This is a genomic window from Jiella pacifica, assembly GCF_010500815.1.
GTDB lineage: Bacteria > Pseudomonadota > Alphaproteobacteria > Rhizobiales > Rhizobiaceae > Jiella > Jiella pacifica.
The window spans coordinates 86,514-106,410 of record NZ_JAAAMG010000020.1 but is presented as its reverse complement, the minus strand read 5'-3'; the positions used below and the strand labels follow the sequence as shown (position 1 = coordinate 106,410).

18 protein-coding genes and 3 pseudogenes are annotated in these 19,897 nt (G+C 61.6%); 9 read left to right on the top strand and 12 right to left on the bottom strand.

What is annotated here, in order from left to right:
- The 3 genes and pseudogenes from GTK09_RS20650 to GTK09_RS20640 form a co-directional block, all read right to left on the bottom strand.
- A pseudogene (locus tag GTK09_RS20650) lies at positions 1–243 on the bottom strand (hypothetical protein); the annotation flags it as partial.
- Positions 244–322: 79 nt separating this feature from the next.
- Positions 323–1,345: a TRAP transporter substrate-binding protein gene (locus GTK09_RS20645; protein ID WP_246218028.1), complete on the bottom strand. Its 1,023-nt coding sequence runs from the start codon at positions 1,343–1,345 to the stop codon at positions 323–325.
- A gap of 71 nt (positions 1,346–1,416) precedes the next feature.
- Positions 1,417–2,229 carry a GntR family transcriptional regulator gene (locus GTK09_RS20640; protein WP_163465282.1) on the bottom strand — a complete coding sequence of 271 codons (813 nt, stop codon included), beginning with the start codon at positions 2,227–2,229 and terminating at the stop codon, positions 1,417–1,419.
- A gap of 146 nt (positions 2,230–2,375) precedes the next feature.
- Between GTK09_RS20640 and GTK09_RS20635 the strand changes: the two genes are divergently transcribed.
- From GTK09_RS20635 to GTK09_RS20620, 4 genes are all read left to right on the top strand, one after another.
- Positions 2,376–3,581, top strand: a complete 1,206-nt coding sequence (locus GTK09_RS20635; protein ID WP_163465281.1) for a mandelate racemase/muconate lactonizing enzyme family protein — start codon at positions 2,376–2,378, stop codon at positions 3,579–3,581.
- Complete coding sequence (locus tag GTK09_RS20630) at positions 3,581–4,360, top strand: SDR family oxidoreductase (protein ID WP_163465280.1); 780 nt, start codon at positions 3,581–3,583, stop codon at positions 4,358–4,360. The genes GTK09_RS20635 and GTK09_RS20630 overlap by 1 nt, the downstream gene beginning before the upstream one ends.
- Positions 4,361–4,421: 61 nt before the next feature.
- The gene (locus GTK09_RS20625) at positions 4,422–5,471 is read left to right on the top strand and encodes an L-idonate 5-dehydrogenase (protein ID WP_163465279.1); all 1,050 of its coding nucleotides are present in this window, start codon (positions 4,422–4,424) and stop codon (positions 5,469–5,471) included.
- Positions 5,472–5,475: 4 nt separating this feature from the next.
- Positions 5,476–6,450 (top strand): 2-hydroxyacid dehydrogenase, encoded by a 975-nt coding sequence (locus tag GTK09_RS20620; RefSeq protein ID WP_163465278.1) that lies wholly within the window; start codon positions 5,476–5,478, stop codon positions 6,448–6,450.
- Between the two features lie 248 nt (positions 6,451–6,698).
- Here the strand turns inward: GTK09_RS20620 and GTK09_RS20615 are convergent, their stop codons facing one another.
- From GTK09_RS20615 to GTK09_RS20605, 3 genes are all read right to left on the bottom strand, one after another.
- A complete protein-coding gene (locus tag GTK09_RS20615) occupies positions 6,699–7,928 on the bottom strand; it encodes a type II toxin-antitoxin system HipA family toxin (RefSeq protein WP_163465277.1) in 1,230 nt (409 codons plus the stop codon).
- Positions 7,921–8,505, bottom strand: a complete 585-nt coding sequence (locus GTK09_RS20610; RefSeq protein ID WP_163465276.1) for a helix-turn-helix domain-containing protein — start codon at positions 8,503–8,505, stop codon at positions 7,921–7,923. Before GTK09_RS20610 ends, GTK09_RS20615 begins: the two co-directional genes overlap by 8 nt.
- A gap of 575 nt (positions 8,506–9,080) precedes the next feature.
- A complete protein-coding gene (locus GTK09_RS20605) occupies positions 9,081–9,986 on the bottom strand; it encodes an ArdC family protein (RefSeq protein WP_163465275.1) in 906 nt (301 codons plus the stop codon).
- Positions 9,987–10,773: 787 nt separating this feature from the next.
- Here GTK09_RS20605 and GTK09_RS20600 point away from each other — a divergent pair.
- Positions 10,774–11,109, top strand: a complete 336-nt coding sequence (locus GTK09_RS20600) for a hypothetical protein (protein WP_163465274.1) — start codon at positions 10,774–10,776, stop codon at positions 11,107–11,109.
- 106 nt (positions 11,110–11,215) lie between these two features.
- Here the strand turns inward: GTK09_RS20600 and GTK09_RS20595 are convergent, their stop codons facing one another.
- From GTK09_RS20595 to GTK09_RS20580, 4 genes and pseudogenes are all read right to left on the bottom strand, one after another.
- Complete coding sequence (locus GTK09_RS20595) at positions 11,216–11,551, bottom strand: addiction module antidote protein (protein ID WP_163465273.1); 336 nt, start codon at positions 11,549–11,551, stop codon at positions 11,216–11,218.
- A pseudogene (locus tag GTK09_RS20590) lies at positions 11,548–11,850 on the bottom strand (type II toxin-antitoxin system RelE/ParE family toxin). The gene GTK09_RS20595 and the pseudogene GTK09_RS20590 overlap by 4 nt, the downstream one beginning before the upstream one ends.
- Before the next feature lie 195 nt (positions 11,851–12,045).
- Positions 12,046–12,351 (bottom strand): hypothetical protein, encoded by a 306-nt coding sequence (locus GTK09_RS20585; RefSeq protein ID WP_083591620.1) that lies wholly within the window; start codon positions 12,349–12,351, stop codon positions 12,046–12,048.
- The gene (locus tag GTK09_RS20580; RefSeq protein ID WP_083591621.1) at positions 12,351–12,920 is read right to left on the bottom strand and encodes a hypothetical protein; all 570 of its coding nucleotides are present in this window, start codon (positions 12,918–12,920) and stop codon (positions 12,351–12,353) included. The genes GTK09_RS20585 and GTK09_RS20580 overlap by 1 nt, the downstream gene beginning before the upstream one ends.
- A gap of 763 nt (positions 12,921–13,683) precedes the next feature.
- On the opposite strand from GTK09_RS20580, the gene GTK09_RS20575 reads away from it, so the two are divergent.
- Positions 13,684–14,238, top strand: coding sequence for a hypothetical protein (locus tag GTK09_RS20575; RefSeq protein ID WP_163465272.1), 555 nt, complete (start codon positions 13,684–13,686; stop codon positions 14,236–14,238).
- 156 nt (positions 14,239–14,394) lie between these two features.
- On the opposite strand, the gene GTK09_RS20570 is transcribed toward GTK09_RS20575, so the two are convergent.
- A complete protein-coding gene (locus GTK09_RS20570) occupies positions 14,395–15,324 on the bottom strand; it encodes a helix-turn-helix domain-containing protein (protein WP_246218027.1) in 930 nt (309 codons plus the stop codon).
- A gap of 181 nt (positions 15,325–15,505) precedes the next feature.
- On the bottom strand, positions 15,506–16,033 hold the full coding sequence (locus tag GTK09_RS27240) for a ribbon-helix-helix domain-containing protein (RefSeq protein WP_203561138.1): 528 nt from the start codon (positions 16,031–16,033) through the stop codon (positions 15,506–15,508).
- Between the two features lie 490 nt (positions 16,034–16,523).
- Between GTK09_RS27240 and repA the strand changes: the two genes are divergently transcribed.
- The 3 genes and pseudogenes from repA to GTK09_RS20550 all read left to right on the top strand — a co-directional run.
- Positions 16,524–17,735 carry a plasmid partitioning protein RepA gene (gene repA / locus GTK09_RS20560; protein WP_083591624.1) on the top strand — a complete coding sequence of 404 codons (1,212 nt, stop codon included), beginning with the start codon at positions 16,524–16,526 and terminating at the stop codon, positions 17,733–17,735.
- Positions 17,732–18,739 carry a plasmid partitioning protein RepB gene (gene repB, locus GTK09_RS20555; RefSeq protein WP_163465271.1) on the top strand — a complete coding sequence of 336 codons (1,008 nt, stop codon included), beginning with the start codon at positions 17,732–17,734 and terminating at the stop codon, positions 18,737–18,739. The genes repA and repB overlap by 4 nt, the downstream gene beginning before the upstream one ends.
- Positions 18,740–18,862: 123 nt before the next feature.
- Positions 18,863–19,690 (top strand): annotated as a pseudogene (locus GTK09_RS20550) (IS630 family transposase); the annotation flags it as partial.
- Positions 19,691–19,897 lie beyond the last annotated feature (207 nt).

The window sequence follows — 19,897 nt, the reverse complement described above, 5'->3', positions numbered from 1 at the left end:
GAAGGCGAGGCCGCACAGGAAGACGCTCGTCTCATGCACCCAAATCGTCGGGCTGTTGAAGAAATAGCGCATGAAGACTTCGTAGAGCAGGATGGCGGCCGCGAGCACGATACCTGCGGCAAAGAGATAGCCACTGCGATCCACGAGCTGGCCCATCAGCCCGGCTTCCGGCGCGGTGCGGCCGCTGCCTTCGCTGGACGCGGCCAGATCGATCTCGTCTTCGGTGCGGGATGGATCGCTCATGGTGATCGTGCCCAAATGGGTGAGAATAACGACGAACAAAAACGGCCGCGCTTCTCATAGGCGCGGCCGTTGAACCTCTTTACTGGAGGAGGTTCTTTTCCTTCAGATAGGCGGTCAGCGTGTCGTAGACCTTCTGAGCCTGCGGCGACTGCTTGGCGATCGTCTCCCACTCCGCCTGGCCGAGCTGGCGGAACTTGGCGCGCTCTTCCTCGGACCAGTCGTGAATGGTGATCTTGCCACCCGCCTTGGCCTCCTCGACGGCCTTCAGATCGGCGGCCTTGTTGCCTTCGACCTGGGTCTTCTGGAACTCCTTCACCGTCTCTTCCAACATCGTCTTGATGTCGTCGGGCAGCGCGTCCCACTTGCCCTGGTTCATCGACACCTCAACCAGCGGAAGCGAGTGAAACCCTGGATAGACGGGATTGGGGGCGATGTCGTTGAGGCCCTGCTGCTGATTGACGGAGAAGACCGAATAGTCGGCCGCGTCGACAACGCCCTTGTCGAGCGAGGTAAAGACTTCCGCCGAAGGCAGATTCACCGGCGAAGCGCCTGCGGCCGCGAAGACGTTGGCGATCGGGCCCTCCGGCGAGCGCATCTTCAAGCCCTTGAGGTCGTCGACCCCGTCGAGCGGAACGCGCGAGACGAAGGCTTCGAGCCCCGGCGTCGACACGCCGATGAAGTGCAGGCCGTAGGAACCGAGAAGTTCCTGCATGATCTCCTTGCCGCCGCCGTTCTCGACGAAGTCGATCATCTGCGCGGGATCCGACCACGCACCAACCGGATTGGCGATGAGGCCAAAGGCAGGGTCCTTGCCGGCCCAGTAGGAGCTGTCGCAGATCTGGCCGTCGAGAATGCCTGCGGCGACCGCGTCGAGCGTTTCATTGTACTCGACCACGGAGCCGACCGGCAGCAGCTCGATCTGAACCTTGCCGTCCGAGCGCTCCTTGACGAGATCCGTCCAGCCCTTCTGGTATTCGAAATTCGGGTTGCCCGCAGGGTCCGATGACTGGAAGCGGAATGAATATTCTTGCGCGTTGGCGAAGCCGGCCATCGCGAGAAGTGCAGCGGCGCTCAGCGTCGTCGTGAAGATTGATCGTTTCAAAAAGGATCCTCCCTGGATTGCAGTCGTCTTGAAGATCGAGCGCGGCCCGTAAGGGTCGCCACCCGGGTTGTTCAGCCGCCGTCTTCAGCGGCCGGTCTCTTGGAAGCGAAGCCTGCCTCCTCGATCATCGGCGCAAAGCTCGCATCGAGCCATTGCGGATCGACGACGCCCTCCAGCTCGTCGATCAGGGCCGTGCCATAGGCGACGAGCGCATCGCACGCCTCCCGCGCCGTTTTCTCGTCGCCAGCAAGGACCGCGTCCATGATCGCGATATGACTCTCGACCGTTTTGGCGAGCCCAACCTCGCCGCTGATCCGGGTCAGGTTGAGATAACCGGTTCGACGCGCGATCGCATGCAGCGGCCGCAGCGCCCGTTCCAGAAAGCGCTCGCCGGAAGCTTGGATGAGCAGGACGTCGAAGCTCTTGTCGATCGCGTTGAAACGGTCGACCGTCATCGGTCCCGCCTCGCTTGCAAGTTGGCGCCGGAGATAGTGCACCCGCGCGCGGTCGTTCAGCGTCATGTTCCGCATCGCCGCCTCGGTCACGAACCTGATCAGGTCACGTCGCAGCACTGCGAGGCGGCGCTCACGCGCAAGATCGATCGGGGCGATCCTCAGTCCGTTGCGTGGCGAGATTTCCAGCAGGGTTTCGGCAGCCAGCCGCCGGACGGCCTGGTGCACGGGCGTCCTCCCAAGGCCGACCCTTGCCTGAATATCCTGCGTCCGGATGAAGGCTCCGGGCGCAAGCTGCATCGAAACGAAGAGCTCCTCGATGCGCTCGTAGGCCGTGGCCGTCAGGTCTCCCGTACGCCCGGCGACCAGATCGCCCGAGCTCGGCCCGCCAGCCTTGTCCCGCCTGTCAGTCGGAATATTCCAGTCTTCCATTGGAGAGGAAACTTGCAAATGCGGCCTCAAACCCGTATGCGTTCGCCAGTGATATTTCACGGTATTTTGTGGAATGTCAACAGACTCTTATGAGGCGCGAAGGCTTCAGCGAAAGCGCGAACCCTCAAGACGATGGAGAATGAGCGTTGAAGATCACCGCGATCGAGACACTGCGCACGCAGGAGTTTTCAAACGTCCTTTGGGTGCGTGTTCACACCGATGAGGGGACGATCGGGCTGGGCGAGACCTTCTACGGCGCGGGCGCCGTCGAGGCTCATCTCCACGACACTCTCGCCGATCGGCTCCTGGGCAAGGATCCGCTGCGCATCGAGGCCCTTTCGCGTGAACTCGTGAACTTGCCGATGGCTCAGTCGTCGACTGGGGCGGAATACCGTGCGGCCTCCGCCATCGACCTGGCCCTCTGGGACATTTTCGGCAAAGTCTGCGACCAGCCTGTGCACCAGATGCTCGGCGGCCTGTGTCACGACAAGGTGCCTGTCTACAACACCTGCGCCGGCTACGGCTACGTCCGCTCTCACAAGATCAAGCCGGTCGACACCTGGAATTTCGGGGCATCGCAGGATGGTCCTTACGAAGATCTCCAGGGCTTCATGACCGATGCCGGCGCGATCGCCGAAAGCCTGCTTGAGCAGGGCATCACCGGCATGAAGATCTGGCCGTTCGATCCTCCCGCCATCGCGAACGACGGACGCTTCATCTCCACCGCAGAGATGCGAAAGGCCCTTGAGCCCTTCGAGAAGATCCGCAAGCGCGTCGGCGATAAGATGCAGATCATGGTGGAGTTCCACTGCTTGTGGAATCTGCCGACGATCAAGCGCATCGCCAGCGAACTCGAAGCTTTCGATCCGACCTGGTACGAAGACCCCATCCGCATGAATTCTGTCTCGGCGCTGAAGGAACTCGCGGGCTCCACAAGTGTGCCGATCTGCGCCTCCGAGACGCTGGGAAGCCGCTTTCCCTACAAGGACATGCTGGAGGCCGGCGCCATCGGCGTCGTCATGACCGACCTCGTCTGGACGGGCGGCCTCACCGAGGGGCGCAAGATCGCGGCGTTGGCCGACACCTACCATCGGCCTTACGCCCCGCACGACTGCACCGGGCCGGTTGCCTATGTGGCGGCCGTCCATTCCTCGCTTTCGCAGCCCAACACGCTGATCCAGGAATCGGTGCGGGCCTTCTATACCGGCTGGTACAAGGAACTCGTCACCGAACTGCCGAAGATCGAGAACGGCCATGTCCTGCCCATGCAGGGGCCGGGCCTCGGTACCGAACTTCTGCCGTCGGTCTTCGAACGGTCCGACCTTACCACCCGCAAATCGGAGCTTTCCTGATGCCTGACGCCAAACCCAATCCACTGTTCGATATTTCCGGCAAGACCGCCCTCGTCACCGGCTCCTCGCGCGGGCTCGGCCGGGCGATCGCGGAAGGGCTCGGGGATGCAGGGGCGCGGCTCGTCATCAACGGGCGCAAGGCGGAAACCGTGAAGCGGGCCGCGGACGAGATGCGCGCCAAGGGCTACGAGGTCCTCGAAGCCGTGTTCGACGTCGCGGTCGAGGAAGAGGTCGAAGGGGCCTTCGCCCGGTTCGATGCCGAAGGCATCGAGATCGACATCCTCGTCAACAATGCCGGCATCCAGCATCGCCAGCTCATGGTCGAGCTGAAGCTCGCCGACTGGCAGCGCGTCATCGACACCAATCTGACGGCGGCCTTTCTTCTCGGACGCGAGGCGGCCAAACGCATGATCCCGCGGGGGAGCGGCAAGGTCATCAATATCGGCTCGCTGACCTCCGACCTCGCGCGCCGCACGGTGACGCCCTATACGGTCGCCAAAGGCGGCATCAAGATGCTGACCAAGGGCATGGCCGCAGAATGGGCCGAGCACGGCATCCAGGCGAATGCGATCGGCCCCGGCTACATGGTGACCGAGATGAACGAGGCGCTGCTGTCGGACCCGGAGTTCGATGCCTGGGTCAAGGGGCGTACGCCCGCCAAGCGGTGGGGGCAGCCGGACGAACTCGTCGGCGCGGCCGTCTTCCTCGCGTCGCCCGCCTCCACTTACGTCAACGGCCAGCTCATCTTCGTCGACGGCGGCATGATCTCGGTGCTCTGACGGCGACGGCGGGCCAAGCCCGAGCTGCCACGAACCATCCATCAAGGAAGGAAACCATCCGATGCGCGCAATCGTCGCCCACGCCCCCCATGATCTGCGTTTGGACGAGCGCGAGGCGGCGGGAGATCCAGGTCCGGGCGAGGTGCGCCTGCGTCTCGCCGTCGGAGGCATCTGTGGTTCGGATCTCCATTATTATCACAATGGCGGCTTCGGCACGGTGCGGTTGAGAGAGCCGATGATCCTCGGACACGAGGTTTCCGGAACGGTCGAGGCCCTGGGCAAGGGCGTTTCGAAGCTCGCCATCGGCGATATCGGCGCGCTCAACCCCTCGCGTGCCTGCGGTCACTGCGAGGAATGCCGCCGGGGGCTGCCGAACCAGTGCCTCGACATGGTTTTCAACGGCTCGGCGATGCGCTTCCCGCATGTCCAGGGCCTTTTCCGCGAGACGCTCACCGTACCGGAGGCCCAGCTCATCAAGGCGGAGGGCGTCGCGGACGCCTCGCTCCTGGCGCTCGCCGAGCCCTTTGCCGTCTGCCTTCATGCGGCGCGCCGTGCGGGCGATCTATTCGGGCGGACGGTCGTCGTCTTCGGCTGCGGACCGATCGGGTGCCTCGCCGTCGCGGCAGCGAAGCTCGCGGGCGCGGCGAAGATCGTCGCCTGCGACGTCCACGACGCGCCCTTGAAGATCGCCGAGGCGCTTGGCGCCGACCGGCTCGTCAACACCGCGGCGAACCCCGGCGACCTCGATGATCTGAAGGCTGGAAAGGGCCGGACGGACTGCGTCTTCGAATGCTCCGGACATCCGGGCGCTCTCGCCGCCGCGCTCGAGATCTTGAGACCCCGCGGACGCCTCGTGACCGTCGGGCTCGGCGGCGCCATTGAAGTGCCGATGTCGCTCGTCGTGACGAAGGAGATCGAGGCGGTCGGCAGTTTCCGCTTCGACGAGGAGTTTGCCGTCGCCGTGAACCTCATCGCATCGGGCCGGGCGGATCTCAGCCCCCTCGTCACCCACCGAATGCCGGCGGCGCGAGCGATCGAGGCCTTCGATCTTGCTTCGGACCGCTCGCAGGCCATGAAGATCCATCTCGATCTGCAGGACTGGGACGGTTGACGCCATGCTGATCGTCTTCCACGGCGCAAATGCCGAAACCTTCTCCATCGGCATTGAGGACCGGCTCGGGGCCGGTCACGAGGTGGTCCGCGTGTCCGATGCCCTCGATGGCGACGGCGAGCGCGAGGCCTTCGAAAAGGCCGAAATCATCGTCGGCATCGCGCTCAAGGAGCACCATCCGACCCCGCGCGCTTTGAAGCTTTACCAGTCGCCTGCAGCGGGCGTCGACCAGATCGACGTCGGCTGCCTGCCGGAGGGCTCCACCCTCTGCAACGCCTTTGGCCACGAGACTGCGATCGCCGAATATGTGATGGCAGCGCTGCTCGCGCGCCACGTGCCGCTCGTTCGCGTCGACGCCCAGCTCAGGCAAGGCAACTGGGAACATTGGGCCGGGCGGCCGACCGGCCTGCGCAGCGAGCTTCGCAGCCAGACGCTCGGCATCGTCGGCTTCGGCCATATCGGCAAGGCGATTGCGAAAGCCGCGAAAGCTTTCGGCATGCGCGTCCTCGTCGCCAATCGCTCGGTGGTCGAGCCGACGGACGTCGTTGACGAGAGCTTTGGTCTTGAGAGGCTCGGCGAGATGGCACCGATGGTCGACGTGCTCCTTGCGACGCTGCCGCTGACGGAAGAGACGCGCGGACTGATCGGTGCCGACGTTCTGTCCGCCCTTCCCAATGGCGCCGTCATAATGAATGTCGGGCGCGGAGCGGTGATCGAGGAACACGCCCTTTACGACGCGTTCGCGTCGGGCCGTATCTCGGGCATCATCGACACTTGGTACCGCTATCCCTCGGTCGAAAATCCCGAACCGCATCCCTCGGAGCTGCCGTTCCACGAATTGCCGAACCTATTGATGACGCCGCACATGTCGGCCTGGACCACCGGGACGATCGCACGGCGCCAGGAGGTGATCGTGGACAATGTCCGGCGGATCTCGCGAGGCGAGCTTCCTGTCAATCGCGTTTATCCGCATGGCTGAACTGCGAGGCGGTCGATGACCTTGCCGGCATCTGCCGGCGCCGCTCGGTTCGCATGACGATCCGGGATGGTCCGGAAGTTGTCTGCGTCCGCTCCGTCGTTCACATTGCGCGCTCCCCCGCGGATATTTCCGACGTCAGGATTCAGAATTGTCTGAATGGCTCGGGCCGGATCGTCGAGGGGCGACATGCTCTGCTTCTCGATCGATCAGAAGACAGTCAGTGCCGCGAATTCGTGACCGGGTTCTTGTCATGCCAGTTCGCTGTAGAGCGGCACGGTCGGGGCATGGGCGTCGATTGCCGCTACGACGTTAGCGGCGAGAGGAAGATGCCCCTTCTCGGTCTCCCACACCTGCCGGAACCGTTGGACGGTTTCGGCGGCAGTGTCGACGACAAGCTTTTCCGGCAGAAGGGCTTTGGCCGCCAGATGCCGAAGCTCATCTGCATCGAAGTCGGCCATCTTCTTCGTCCGGGAGAAATTCAGGGCGGCCGTGTCCTCGCCCTCGATGTAGGCGATGGTCGAAACGAGATCGTAGGCTGGCGAGAGCATGGCCGATCGCTTATCCGGATAGATCAGCGACCAGTTTTTGAGATGCATGTCGCCATTGCCTATCAGCGCACTGAATACGAGGCGGCGAATGAACTCGGCAGCGCCGGCGTCTCCTGCCTCAGTCCCGATAACGCGCGCGATGTTGGCGTAGCTGGCACGCTTGTATTTGTCGTCCGGAAAGACCCCGAAAACCTGCGCGAAATCCTCGGTGTGGACCGGACCGTCGCCGGTTCGGTCGAAGCGGCTGACAGCAAGCGCTCGTCCCTTCAGCTGGCCGACGCCTTCTGGAATACCGGCGATCGCATCGAGAGCCACCAGGTTGATGACAGGCACCTCCATGCCGATCATCCCAGCGATCGTCATCATTGAGAACTCGTTCTCCGGAACCCCGGTGAATTGCTGGGACGGAAGCTTCACGATCCAGGAACCACCAACGCCTTCGGCGGGAATGGTCAGGCCTCCGCCCTTCCCTGTGTTCTCGAACGCGGAGAATTTCAGCTGCACACCCGCGAGCGAAAAGCGCAGCGCATTGGGTTTGGCGTTCTCCGGCAAATCCTCGTCGGCACCAGGTGGAAGGGTGTTACCGGCCGCCGGATGGATCGAGAGTGCTCCGGGCAGGTCGAGCCCCAGCACCCAGAGCAGGAAGAATTCTCGCTGCTGATTGACCCCGGCCCGCTCGGCGAGATAGCGGCGTAGGCCACCCTCCGGCAAAAGGTTCGAGAAGAATGGCGGTACAACCCGCTGTGTCGGGCGGATCCTGGTGATGAGGCCGCCCAGATCATCCTTGAACGATAGGCTGAGGGTCGGTCGATCCGGGTTCCCGACATAGTCTTCGTTGAAGGCAAAGATCGTCCGATCACCCTGCAAATGGGCCAGCGTGCCGATAGGCTCGTCGTAGAGCCGCACGTCGAGAACCAAGACGTCAGGCATCTCCATCGTCCAGCGAATAGGCGGGGCGCGGCTCCGACGGACCGGCATGGGCGATGGAGTTGCGCAGTCGCTGCAGGCTTTGCGCAATGTCACGCACGACAGGGGCCGCCTGCGCACTCGCCTGATAGCGCTCGAGGCGGGCGATCAGCTCACGCACCAGCTGCATTTCCTGATCGCTGATATTCACCCCTCGCAGAAACCGAAGCGTTTCTTCGATGCGATCGAGATCGGCGGAGCTGCCGTCAAGCTGCTTCATTTTCTTGACCAGCCGCTCGGCACGGGCAAAGCGCTTGTTGTCGGGCTGACCGGTACGGATATGCATGTCCGGTGTTGCCTGCGCCTTGATCAGGCCTCGCACCGCGGGCACGAGTTTCTTCGGCACGAGCATGAGCTCGAGATCGAGCGCGCGTGTCATATCGATGAAGCTCGACAGCCCGGGCTCCATCTTTCCGCTCTCAATTTGGGAAATATGGCTCTGCGTCAGCCCGGCCCGTTCGCTGAGCGCGCGCTGACTCGTACCCGATGCCTCGCGCACCTCACGGGCATGCGCAATCAGGCTTTCGCTCTGATAGGCCATGATACAGATTCCTAATCAAATTCAAAGCTGCGATCAGGATATTATATCTAACCAACGGCCTAGCCGACGTCAAGAAATTTGATATAGGATAATGATAAATGCTGAATCCTAATCCAGAAAAATATATCGTATTTTTGGCTGAAAGCCGAATGCGAAAGGTCGCTGGGTTCCCGAGAAAGCCAAGCAATTCGAGACCGCTGCCGAGGCGTCACGCCGGTCGAGCGATTTCACCGCTTTTTGAGAGGACGGTGGGTAAAAGCATACGGGCGGAGATCGCCGCTCGCGCCCAAGGTGAGGGATACGAAGCTCGCATCGTCAGCTCCATCGACGTCCTTGCGGGACGGAGGATCGATCGACTTGACCTCTATGGCGTCCGCAATCTCCAGGCCGCGCAGCGGCCTTCGGCGCGAAGCGCCGGGGCGGGCCGGGGGGTGGGCTCAGCTCGCCCCCGGCCCGGGCATTTTCTGGGTTCCTCCTCGATCGCTGCCAGGGGATGCGGCTGCCGCTGACGGCACCCCGGAAATTCCGCCGCACCATGACGGCGCGGCGGCTTCTCCCCGACCACCAGTGGCAGCTCAGGCGGCGATTGCACCGGTCTCCTTGGCCTTCGTTGCATCGTCGCGATCGACGCTTTGCATGATGAAGTCAGCGGCCTTCTGGGCTTCGCTTGCCGCTCGGAAGATCGCGCGCTTGTCCTCCTTCAACGCCTTCAGCCACCCCTCGACATAGGCGGCCGACTGGTCGAATGTCGGCTGTACGCCAAGGCGAACGCTCAACATGCACGCGCCGATTTCGGCCACCAGTTCCTCGAAGGCATAGGCTTTGCGGTCATTGAACCGCTTGAACCGCTCAAGGCGTTTGTCTCCGCCCGTCCAGTGGGTCAGCTCGTGGGCGAGCGTCCCATAGTAGCCTTGCGCAGCGTGAAAGGTCGCAATCGGAGGCATATGGATCACGTCGCGGCGCCGGTCGTAGAAGGCGCGTGGTTCGCGGGTGCTCTCAATCATCGCGCCCGTGCGGGCAAAGAAAGCATCAAGCGTGGGATCGGCTTCGGTACCAAGGTCGCGCGCCGGGTCGGGGCGAGTGTAAAACTCCTCCGGCAAACCGTCGATTTGATCGGCATTGAACACGCGGTAGGCACGGCAATAGGGAACGCGCCTTTCCTCGCCGTTGTCGTCCTCGCGCTCGACGGTGCCAAACTTGACGACGCAGGCGGATTTTTCACCTTTGCGCACCTGCCCGCCAAGCTCGCCAGCCTGGCGATAAGTCATCCATCGCGCCGACGAATAGCCCTGCGTCGCCGCCGTCGCCCACAACATCAAAACGTTGATCCCGCGGTACTCGTCGCCATTGAAGCGGCGAGGAAGACAAGCGCCGGCAGCGCCGCCGGTCCACGGCTTGCGCCACGGCGGAGTGCCCGCCTCGATCTGCGCGATGATTTCGTTGGTAACGTGGTCGTAAACGTCGAATTTCGCCTTGGCCATCTGTGGCCTCCTGTGTGGTGAGGCGGTGGGATCTGGCTGCCCCGTTCCGCGATGGGCTGCGCCTTCGCCGGTCTGATCCGCCCGAAAACGCATGTTTTCGGCGGAACAGAGTGGAGGAGGGCGTAGCCCGACCCACGGTCCTGGCTCGGTCTGTCATGGGATCGGAGCCGGGGGGGTGGTGCGGACCGCAGCAACGCGAGGACACGGCCCCCCGGCGGAGACGACGCGCAGCGGCGCTTGTCCATTGACAGGGCGAGGCGGGACTGTTGGGCGGACCTCGAAGAGAAAGGTGTCGGGGCGGGGGTGAGCGCGGGCTTGCCCGCGTCGATCCAGCGCACCGTCTTTGTTTCAGAGCGATCGCCGCGCATGCGCGGTGATCTCCAAACTCTCTTGCCAAGCACACATCACGCGAAGGGACGAAATCCATAGCCTGGGCGTTGCGCCCGCATCAGACCGGAGCTCGTCAGACCGTACCCGGCGCGTCAGGTGGCAGGACGTGCGGGGCGCGAAGGCTGAGAAGCCCGCTTACAGGCCTGGTCGGATGCCGGCACAGTGCAAGGGATATGAAGCAGCCCCGTCTCTCACTCTTGAATTCAATACAGTTACGAGAAATTCTCGCTATAAAACAATGACTTCGTATGATGATTGCGTAAACCGGCATCGAAATGGGCATATTGATGTTGATATCTGGAATTACTCTAAAATTATAATTCGGACATATTTTTGATATTATCGATACGTACGCCTCCTGATGGGATTTATCATGTAAATAGTGAAATCGAGTCCGATGATACTCACTTATAAGAACACGGCGCGCGAAGATGAATTCATCCAACTTGTCAAATATGGTTATCGCGTTGAAGTAATTTGTGCGAAGTCGGCTCGCAAACAGCATGCCAATTGGTACGGACGTTGGTTCGTTCGCGCGGTGAATGAAAAGAGCGGCAAGGAAACCGTGCTCGTCACTGCGAGAAAGTCCGATGACGGCGCGCGGAAAATGCAGCCTCGTTTCTTTCGAACCCTGCCAGGCCTGTTCAGCTTTCTCTATGAGAACGATTTATCCTCGATCATCGCAGTGCCAGCGCAGAGCGGCATGAGGTCGGTCCAGCCCGACACCGACTGATGCCGGGCGGGCTGGGTGCCACATGCTCCGGGTCCGGTAGATCTGCCGCGAACACGGCTCCGCACGCATGGCCCGCATGGCCGAGTCGGACATACGGGTTTTTTCTTTATGAAGTGGTCAAGTCGCGTTCGTCTCGAAGCGGGACCGGATTGACGGGATGAAAAGCCAGTCGCAGACCAAGCGCCTTGGACACTTTCATGATGGTTTCGAGCGTTGGGTTGCCTTCCCCGGATAGCGCTTTGTTGAGACCTTCACGGCTGATCCCGGTATCTCGGGCAAGCTGGCTCATATTTCTGGCGCGGGCGACGACACCAAGAGCGTGAGCGATAGACGGAGGATCATCGCCAGCTTCTTCAATCGCCGCTTCCAGGTATTCCGCGATGCTCGCATCGTCCGTCAGATAGTCGGCGGAGTCGTAGCGGGTCAGCTTCTCGACGGTCATATCTGATCTTTCCATTTTTCGGCCAAAGCCTTCGCGGTTTGAATGTCCGTCGTCTGGCTGCTTTTGTCCCCGCCGCAGAGCAACAGGATCATAACCGCCCCGCGCTGCATGAATTAGACGCGGTAGCCGGGTCCGTAGGCGATGCGGAGCTCTGAAACACCTTCGCCAACGGGCTTCACGTCGCCGGGATTGCCGGCTGCCATCCGATCCAACCGAACGGCGATCCGGGCAACGGCGCGGCGATCTTTCAGGCAGGACAGCCAGTCATCAAAGACGGGGGTGCGGAACAGCTCGGCCATATGGCAATTATAGTTATCAGTTGGCCTCAGTGTCAACTATAGTTATCAGAAAGAAGTCGGTCTCGGCGCAACCTTACCCCCACCCAATCGGGTCGATATCGATCCTTCACGACAACAGACGTGAACCAGCTTATGGCGTTTCCACCAACCTGATCGGCGACAGGGATTGCGCGAAGTGGCCGCTGGTTGGCCGACCTATTCGGCGCTGTCGTAACGGATCACGGCGTCTTTTCCGAAGTATTGGATCCAGCGCTTGAAGACGGTATCCGCCTGGGAAAAGGCTCGACGCGACTCGTTTTGTAGGCATCGCATATAATCCTCGATGCTCTCCATGTAGTCGGCATATTCTTGATTGATGTATTCTCGCAGCTCCGGGTCGTTATCAGGCGGAGCGTAGGGGTAAGGCTCAACGGGCGGAACGCAGGCTTGGCCATGGGCCATACCCACTATGGCCATGCTCGCCACTGTTGTGAAGAAGAGATGGCTGACGGCCGCCTTCATCAGTCGGTGATGACACGGACAAATCCGCCATAGGTGCCACCGGTTCTCCACCGCTGCCAGCCGGGCGAATAGGCGGCGTCAGTTCCGGGCTCGACCGTGATGTGGGTGCGCAGATCATAGTATTCGGGCGCAGACTTGCCGACATAGACGGTCGTTCTGCCGTCGCCAAAGCCGTAGGTGGTCGAACTTTTATAACAGAACGCGCGCACCCCGGTCTGCCGATCGTCGATGCCAACCTCATGGTAGAGCGTCTTGCCCTCCGGGCAGGAGAAGGCTTCGCGCGAGGTCACGGGCAACCAACCATATTCCGCATCGTAGTCGTCGTATGGCGTGCCGTCGTTCATGAGGCACGTCCCGATCGGCGACTTTGGCGGGGTGGACGTGATGCGGTCGATCATATGATTGAAGGCATCGGTGCAACCGACCGGAAAGCCCCCCGCGAGACACAGGATGAGCTTGCAGTCGATGTCATAGGGTTCCGCGGCCCTGGCCAACGGAACCCGTGAGCTGGCCGCACCGAAGACCAGCGCAGCGACTGCGACGGTGGATAGGACGGGGTTCTGCTTCATCAGGCACTCTTGCTTGGCCGGGGTCCCGAGGCTCCATCTCGTATCCTATCGCGATATTGAATTTTCAATCAATTCTTAAATATGACGAAGTTGTGATTTTGTGCACAATGGTCGCCTTGGGCGCCCAGCCGCGGCTGCTTTTTCTCTTCGCGAAGAGGCTGCAGCTCACTGCGCTCCCGCCGAAGCGCATCATCCACTTTGGCAAGCGTCTCAGGCAAGAGATCTCCGAGTGGCTCGGCATCAGCTGCTTGGATCGCGGCGATCTTGACCGGCCAAATGCGCGATGGCGGCACCCCGTGCTGGACTCTCTGTTATGCACAGCAACCGGCGGCGAGGTAACATCGGTGAGCCCAACACCCGCGCAGCACCGCGACGTTTCAGCCCTTCGGGCGGCGATCACGAGGGGGGACATCATCGTCGGCGAATGGCAGAGGTGTCGCAATCCGAACCTTCTCGAAGATCAGCGATAATCGCCAGCGTCACCGTCGGCCGCGCGCTGCGCTACGCCGAAGGCTCCGCACGCGGCCTCCTATACCACCACCGGGGACACAGCCGGGCGCCGGCAACCCGACCGCCACGGCTGCGGGGCCGGGGCCGGGGCCGGGGCCGGAATTGAGCAGCTTTTCTGGTGGGTAATGCCAAGGCACCTCTGGATCGGGCAACGCCGCAACCCCATAGTCATTCTGACGGACTGCATGAAAAGCTAAGGTATATCCGGCTATGTTCGCTTGCGGCCTTCTCCATTTTATAGCGACGAGATTTCATGAAACGGCAGACCAGACCCTTCACCGTGGAAGTCAAACGCGCCAAGCGGTCCGGCAAGCCGGCCTCGATCTGGAGCGAGACTCCGTCGGTCGGTGCCATGCAGGAGGAAGCGGCGGCTGCGCCATCCAAGTCGCACGTGCGACACCGTCGCGACGGGCTCGACATGGCTGGATCGACGATGAGCGTGGCTTCGTCACCGGACATCGCCCCCCGCATCCTGCAGGACAAGACGCCAGGCTGGGCGCCGCAGGCGGCCGAGATCGTTAGGCCAAAGCGCGGTCGTCCGCCGAAACTGCGTCCGGAGCAGCTGGCGGACGACGAGCAGCCAGCGCGGGCTGCACCAGCAAAGGAGGCGACGCCTCCTGTCGCCGCGGCGATTGCCGAGGTTCGCGAGAGCGAGGCTGTGATCCGATCGGTCACTGAGGTCGATCGTTCGATTGACGTCAGTGACGATGTTCCGACCATGCAAACGCAGCAGCGCCGATCCCGCCGAGGGACAACAGGACATATCGGCGAACGCTGGAAACGCCATTTGCCGCGCTGGAAACGATAGGCAGCAGCAGCACGCGGTGATCGTAGCAGGATAGCTGCACGCACGAAGAGACGCGTTGAACGCCGCCCCGTCCTATGAACACGGGAAAATCGCCAGCAGGGAGGGTTCCGGCTGTCCGTAAGTGTGTGAGAGCTGCCAAGAGCCAATCGAAGGCGGCTAATCGCTTTGGCTCGATGCCGCCCGCTTGTTTTTTCGAGAGCTATTTGAATTTCGATAAGAGGAATCTTTTCGGGTTTGGTTTTTGAGTGACAGAAGTGTCATCCCTTGTTTTCCAGACGATTGATCGTCGGGCGCATCCAAACCAGGCCTCGATGCCATCTTCCCGCCCGCCGTTTTCGTTGAAAATGGCATGAACGGAACGAGAGCCTTCAGCCCCGCAGTCTCGCCGAGCCAACGCGCGAGTCTCTTCGTTTCCGTGAAGAACGGCAGCACCTTTTCGCTCAGCGTCAGGACGAGGCCGAGATGCAGGCCGCGGCCGCTCGCCCGGATCTTCGTCACGATATAGCCGCAGCGCTCGAGGTCGCGGAGATAGCGAGTGATCGAGCGGGTCGAGCGGCTGAGGATCGCCGCCAGTGTGCCCTTGGTCACCGCCGTCTGGCGCCCCTTCCCTGCCCTTGCACGGATCACCTGCAAGAGCGCTTTTGCCTGCGGCGTCAGCCGGTCGTCTCGCGCGGCGGTCGTCGCCATCGGATTGGCATATTGCCGGCTGTCATTGGGCTCCGGGCGATCCTGGCGGGGACGGGCCACCGGCGGCCGCGGTTTGCCGGGCGCGCTGTACATGCGCCGGGCCTCGGTCTCGCGGGGGTCCGTCGCGACGCCGATCTTCGCCGAACGACGCTGCGCCTCGGCCATTGAGATCCGGCCCTCGCGAAAGTCCCGCCAGATCTCCGCCTTGGCGGCAAAGCTTGGATGCGGCGTCAGGTTGCCCTGCCCTGCCTCCCCTCTGATGCTGTCGGAAGATCCATCGTCGATGACGGCCGCTTCCGGACGGTCGAAAAGATCACGGGTCTGCGGTCCCGGACGTGCCATCCGGGCAGCCAGGTTCGTTCGCCGGGCAAGGCCCGCACGGGAGTATTCGGTGGCCATGGTGCTTCCTTGCGCAAGGCAAAAAAATCCCGTGGCGGCAAACCGCTTTTCAGTTGACGATGTCGGTGAAAAAGCCTAGTTCAGAAACTGACCAAAGTTTGCTGAATAAGGCTCCGCGGCTCCCGCCTCGGGGCCTTTTCTTTTGCCTATGACGTCTCCGTTTCGAGGGGAATGATCGGCATCAGTTGGCGCGATCTCTAATCGCGGCAGCGTCAGCCGGGGTGATGGTGTTCGGATCCGTTCGAGCGATCAGGATGCTGATGACGTCCGACCGGCTGGCAAGTCCGAAGCGTTCCTTGATCTCGTCGAGGGCTGCGATTTCTCGCTCATGCAAGATTGTCTCCGTCGACCGGATGCCGAGGGCTCTGCGACGAGCGCGGGTTTTTGCAAGACGGGAGATATTGTTCGACACGGCAAGAATCACGGAATGGTTGCAACTAGGGGCAATACTACGCGACTTGTCCGATTCGCACCATGCCGATTTTGAAATTTGAACCAAGTGTCGGACTTGCGTCCGAATCGACATGATGCTCATGCGGCCATTTTCGACAGCCCTCCCCCATCCGGCCTCGGAACACGGCACATCGTCAGCCAGCGCGATACCGGTTGCACGCGATGTCGATACAGATGCCCGGAACCGCTCGAAGGCGGTCAGCTCCCGACGCTCCGAGGTGTATTCGCAGGTCGCTTGAACTTTTAGGGTGGGCATGGTGCGTTCCTTGCGCGAGACAAAAAAATTCCTTGGCGGCAAACCGCGTTTTTTGTGACGGTGTCAGCAAAGGAAGCTAATTCTGAGGGTAGCAACACCTTCTCAGAACAAGGTCTCTGCGGCTCCCGCTTGGGGCCATTTCTTTTGCCGTGCACGTCTCCTTCGTTCGTCTCAGCGAGGTGACTTCGTGATCCAACGGCGATGGACACCGGAGGCTTTCCTGTTCATGCGCAAGGGGTCAATCGTCCCACCCTGCTCGCTGCCAAGCGATCCGCCTGAAAGCGAAGTCCCGCCGCCTCGGCTTGCTCAAACCCTCACCGGCCCGAAGGCCGAAGATTTCGTTTCAGCTCGCCTAGGCATAGTCACGCCCATTGAAGCCGATCCTGCCCGAAGCTGGACACGACTCGCCTCAGTCCGTGCTAAAACCTAGCGGTATCGCGAAGCTGACGCTATAGACGTCTTTAACGAAGTTTTTCCGTCAGGAGACGTCTTGACCGCAAGTGCCGAAAATTCTGCGGAAGCCCAAGACGCCGCAAGCGTCATCGCCCGCCATTCCGACATTCTGTCGCGGCAGCTCCATGCCATGCGCCAGAGCCTGTTTCCGCCTGAAGCGCGTAAATCATTGCGCAATTTCACCAGCCGGGAAGTCGCCGATCTTCTGAACATCGGGGAATCGACGGTTCGGCAATTGGCGATTGATGGTGAAGCGGTGACGCCGACCCAGCTCGACAATGGGCGCAAGCTATACACCCTGCAGCAGATAAACGAGTTGCGACGCCACCTTGCCGACAAGCGGCCGAACCAGGCCCACAAATTCCTGCCGGGCCGACGCAAGGGTGACCATCTTCAGGTTTTGGCGGTCGCGAATTTCAAGGGCGGATCGGCAAAAACCACGACCTCGATCCATCTCGCCCATTATCTCGCCTTCCAAGGGCTTCGCGTCCTTGTCGTCGATCTCGATCCCCAGGCCTCGCTGACGTCCATGTTCGGCATTCAACCAGAATTCGACGTCCCGGCTGACAAGACGCTCTATCCGGTGATCCGCTATGAGGACACGGTAGATCTGCGCGAGGTGATCACCGAGACCTATTTTCCCGGCCTCGATCTCGTGCCCGGCAATCTGGAACTGATGGAGTTTGAGCACGACACGCCCCGCGCCATCGTCGAGGGACGCTCACGCGGCGACCAGATGTTCTTCCGCCGGCTGAAGGCGGCGTTGCGATCGGTCGACGATCGCTATGACATGGTGCTGATCGACGCCCCGCCCCAGCTCGGCTATCTAACGCTCTCAGCGCTCTACGCCTCGACCAGCATCATTGTGACCATTCATCCCGCCATGCTGGACGTGGCCTCCATGAACCAGTTCCTGGCCATGACCAGCGATCTCCTCGCGGTCATCGAGGGCGCGGGCGGCACAATCCGGCAAGATTTCTTCCGCTATCTCCTCACACGGCACAATCCGCATGATCTGCCGCAGGTCAATGTGGCCACGCTGCTGAGAACCTTGTTTAGCGAGCATGTCTGTGTGACACCGGTTCTGGAAACCACCGCGATCGCCAATGCCGGGCTCGAAAAGAAATCGCTTTACGAGATCGAACGCGGCACGATGAATCGCGATACCCTGCGACGCGCACTGGATGCGGTCGACGCGGCGAATGGCGAGATTTTCGGTCTCATCAAACAGGCATGGGGGCGATCATGAGCAAGGCGAGCGAACGTGCCCAACGAATGAAGGCGATGTTCAGCGAAGCGCCTTCGAACTCCACGGAAGCGGCGCAACCACCGGCCCGCAGTGCTCCGGCGGGCGCCGTACGCTCGCTTGAGTCCTCTCTGTCGCGTATCGAAGAGGAAAATGAGGCGCTGCGCAAGCGGATCGTCGACGAGCAGCATGTGATCGACCTCGATCCGCAAATGATCGAGGCTTCCTTCGTGCAGGATCGTCTTGTGGCGATCGAGTCGGACACCGGGTTCCGCGAACTGATGGAGAGCATTCGCGATCACGGCCAGCAGGTGCCGATCCTTGTCAGGGCTCACCCGAAAAAGGGCGGGCGTTACCAGATTGCCTATGGGCATCGGCGCTGGACGGCTTGTGCCCATCTCGGCCGCCCGGTCCGGGCCATCGTCACCGAGCTGAGCGATGAGCAGATGGTGGTCGCGCTCGGCAAGGAAAATACCGAGCGCAAGGATCTCTCCTTCATCGAACAGGCCCTGTTCGCTCAGGAACTCAAGCGGCGTAGCTACAAGCGCGAGACGATCGCGGCGGCGCTCTCGCTTCCTCCCACCAATGTTTCGAAACTCACCACACTGGCCGAGGCCGTCCCGCGTGAAATCATCGAGGCGATCGGCCCGGCGCCAAAGGTCGGACGGCCGCGCTGGGAAGTTTTGGCGCGGGTGATCGAGCAGTCTGGAGCGCCATCGGCCTTTGCAAGCATGACCGCTCTGATCGAAGCACCGGACTGGGCCAATCTTGACAGCAATAGCCGCTTTGCGCGCTTCTTCAAGAATTATGCGGCGACGCCTCGCGTTCCCGGGGCGTGCGTTTTCAAGGGGCAGGGAATCACTGTCCTACAAAGCGGCTCGGCTTCTTCCGCGACGTTTCAGATCAGCGATAGCGACACGACCGGCCTCGTGGATCATCTGCGCGATACACTTCCTAGCCTCATCGAGGCCTATCTTCGGCAAATCCGAGAGAAGAGAGGGAGCTGAGCGAGAAAAGAGTTAGCGTTCTTTGTGGGTCCGTTCGGAAGCATGGCGCTCTTTGGACACGTCGGCCGCTAGTTCGTGAAAAGGTGGCAGCTGCCACTTTTTAGCTGGTGGCAGCTGCCACCCGGCAAGTCGAAGACGACGGTCTGGCGCTGGCAGGAGCGTTTTATGGGCGAAGGCGTCGAGGGGCTGTTGCGCGACAAGACCCGTCCGTCCGGCACGCCGCCGGTTCCCGATGAAACGGTGAAGGAAGTCGTTCGCCTGACCCACGAGGCCCCGCCGCACGAAGCGACGCATTGGACGGCGCAAGCGATGGCCAAGACGGTCGGGTTGGCGGTCTCGACCATTCAGACAATCTGGAAGGCGCACGGCCTTGCGCCGCACAGATGGCGGACCTTCAAGCTCTCCAACGATCCGGCCTTCGTCGAGAAGCTTCGCGACGTCGTCGGGCTCTATGTCGACCCGCCGGCACACGCCGTGGTTCTCAGCGTCGACGAGAAGAGCCAGATCCAGGCGCTCGACCGTACCCAGCCTGGATTACCCATGAAGACCGGCCGCGGCGCGACGATGACGCATGACTACAAGCGGCATGGAACGACGACGCTGTTTGCCGCCCTCAATATTCTCGACGGGACCGTCATCGGTCGGAACATGCAGCGCCATCGCCATCAGGAGTTCATTCGCTTCCTGAAGGAACTCGAGCGCCAGGTCCCGGCGGGAAAGACCGTCCACGCTATCGTCGACAATTATGCCGCCCACAAGCACCCGAAGGTTCGCGAGTGGTTGGCCCGACATCCGCGCTGGACCTTCCACTTCACGCCTACCTCGTCCTCATGGCTCAACGCGGTCGAGGGCTTCTTCGCCAAGCTGAGCCGGAGACGACTGAGACGCGGCGTCTTTCGCTCGCTCGCCGAGCTTCAGAACGCCATCAACCGCTTCCTTGCCGAATACAACGCCAACAATCCCAAGGCAGAAGAATTCCGCGAGGTTGGCGCGTTCGCTCCGGCTGGAGACGGCCGAACGGACGAGCCTGCGGATGTCGAGGACCAGTGTCACCTAAATGGCGGACACCGCGGCGAAGGCAAGGAGCCTGACGATCGCCGTCCGGAACTCCTCGGACGTCTCGTTTGCGGACCTCTCGGCAGCCGTAGTGCCTGGGAA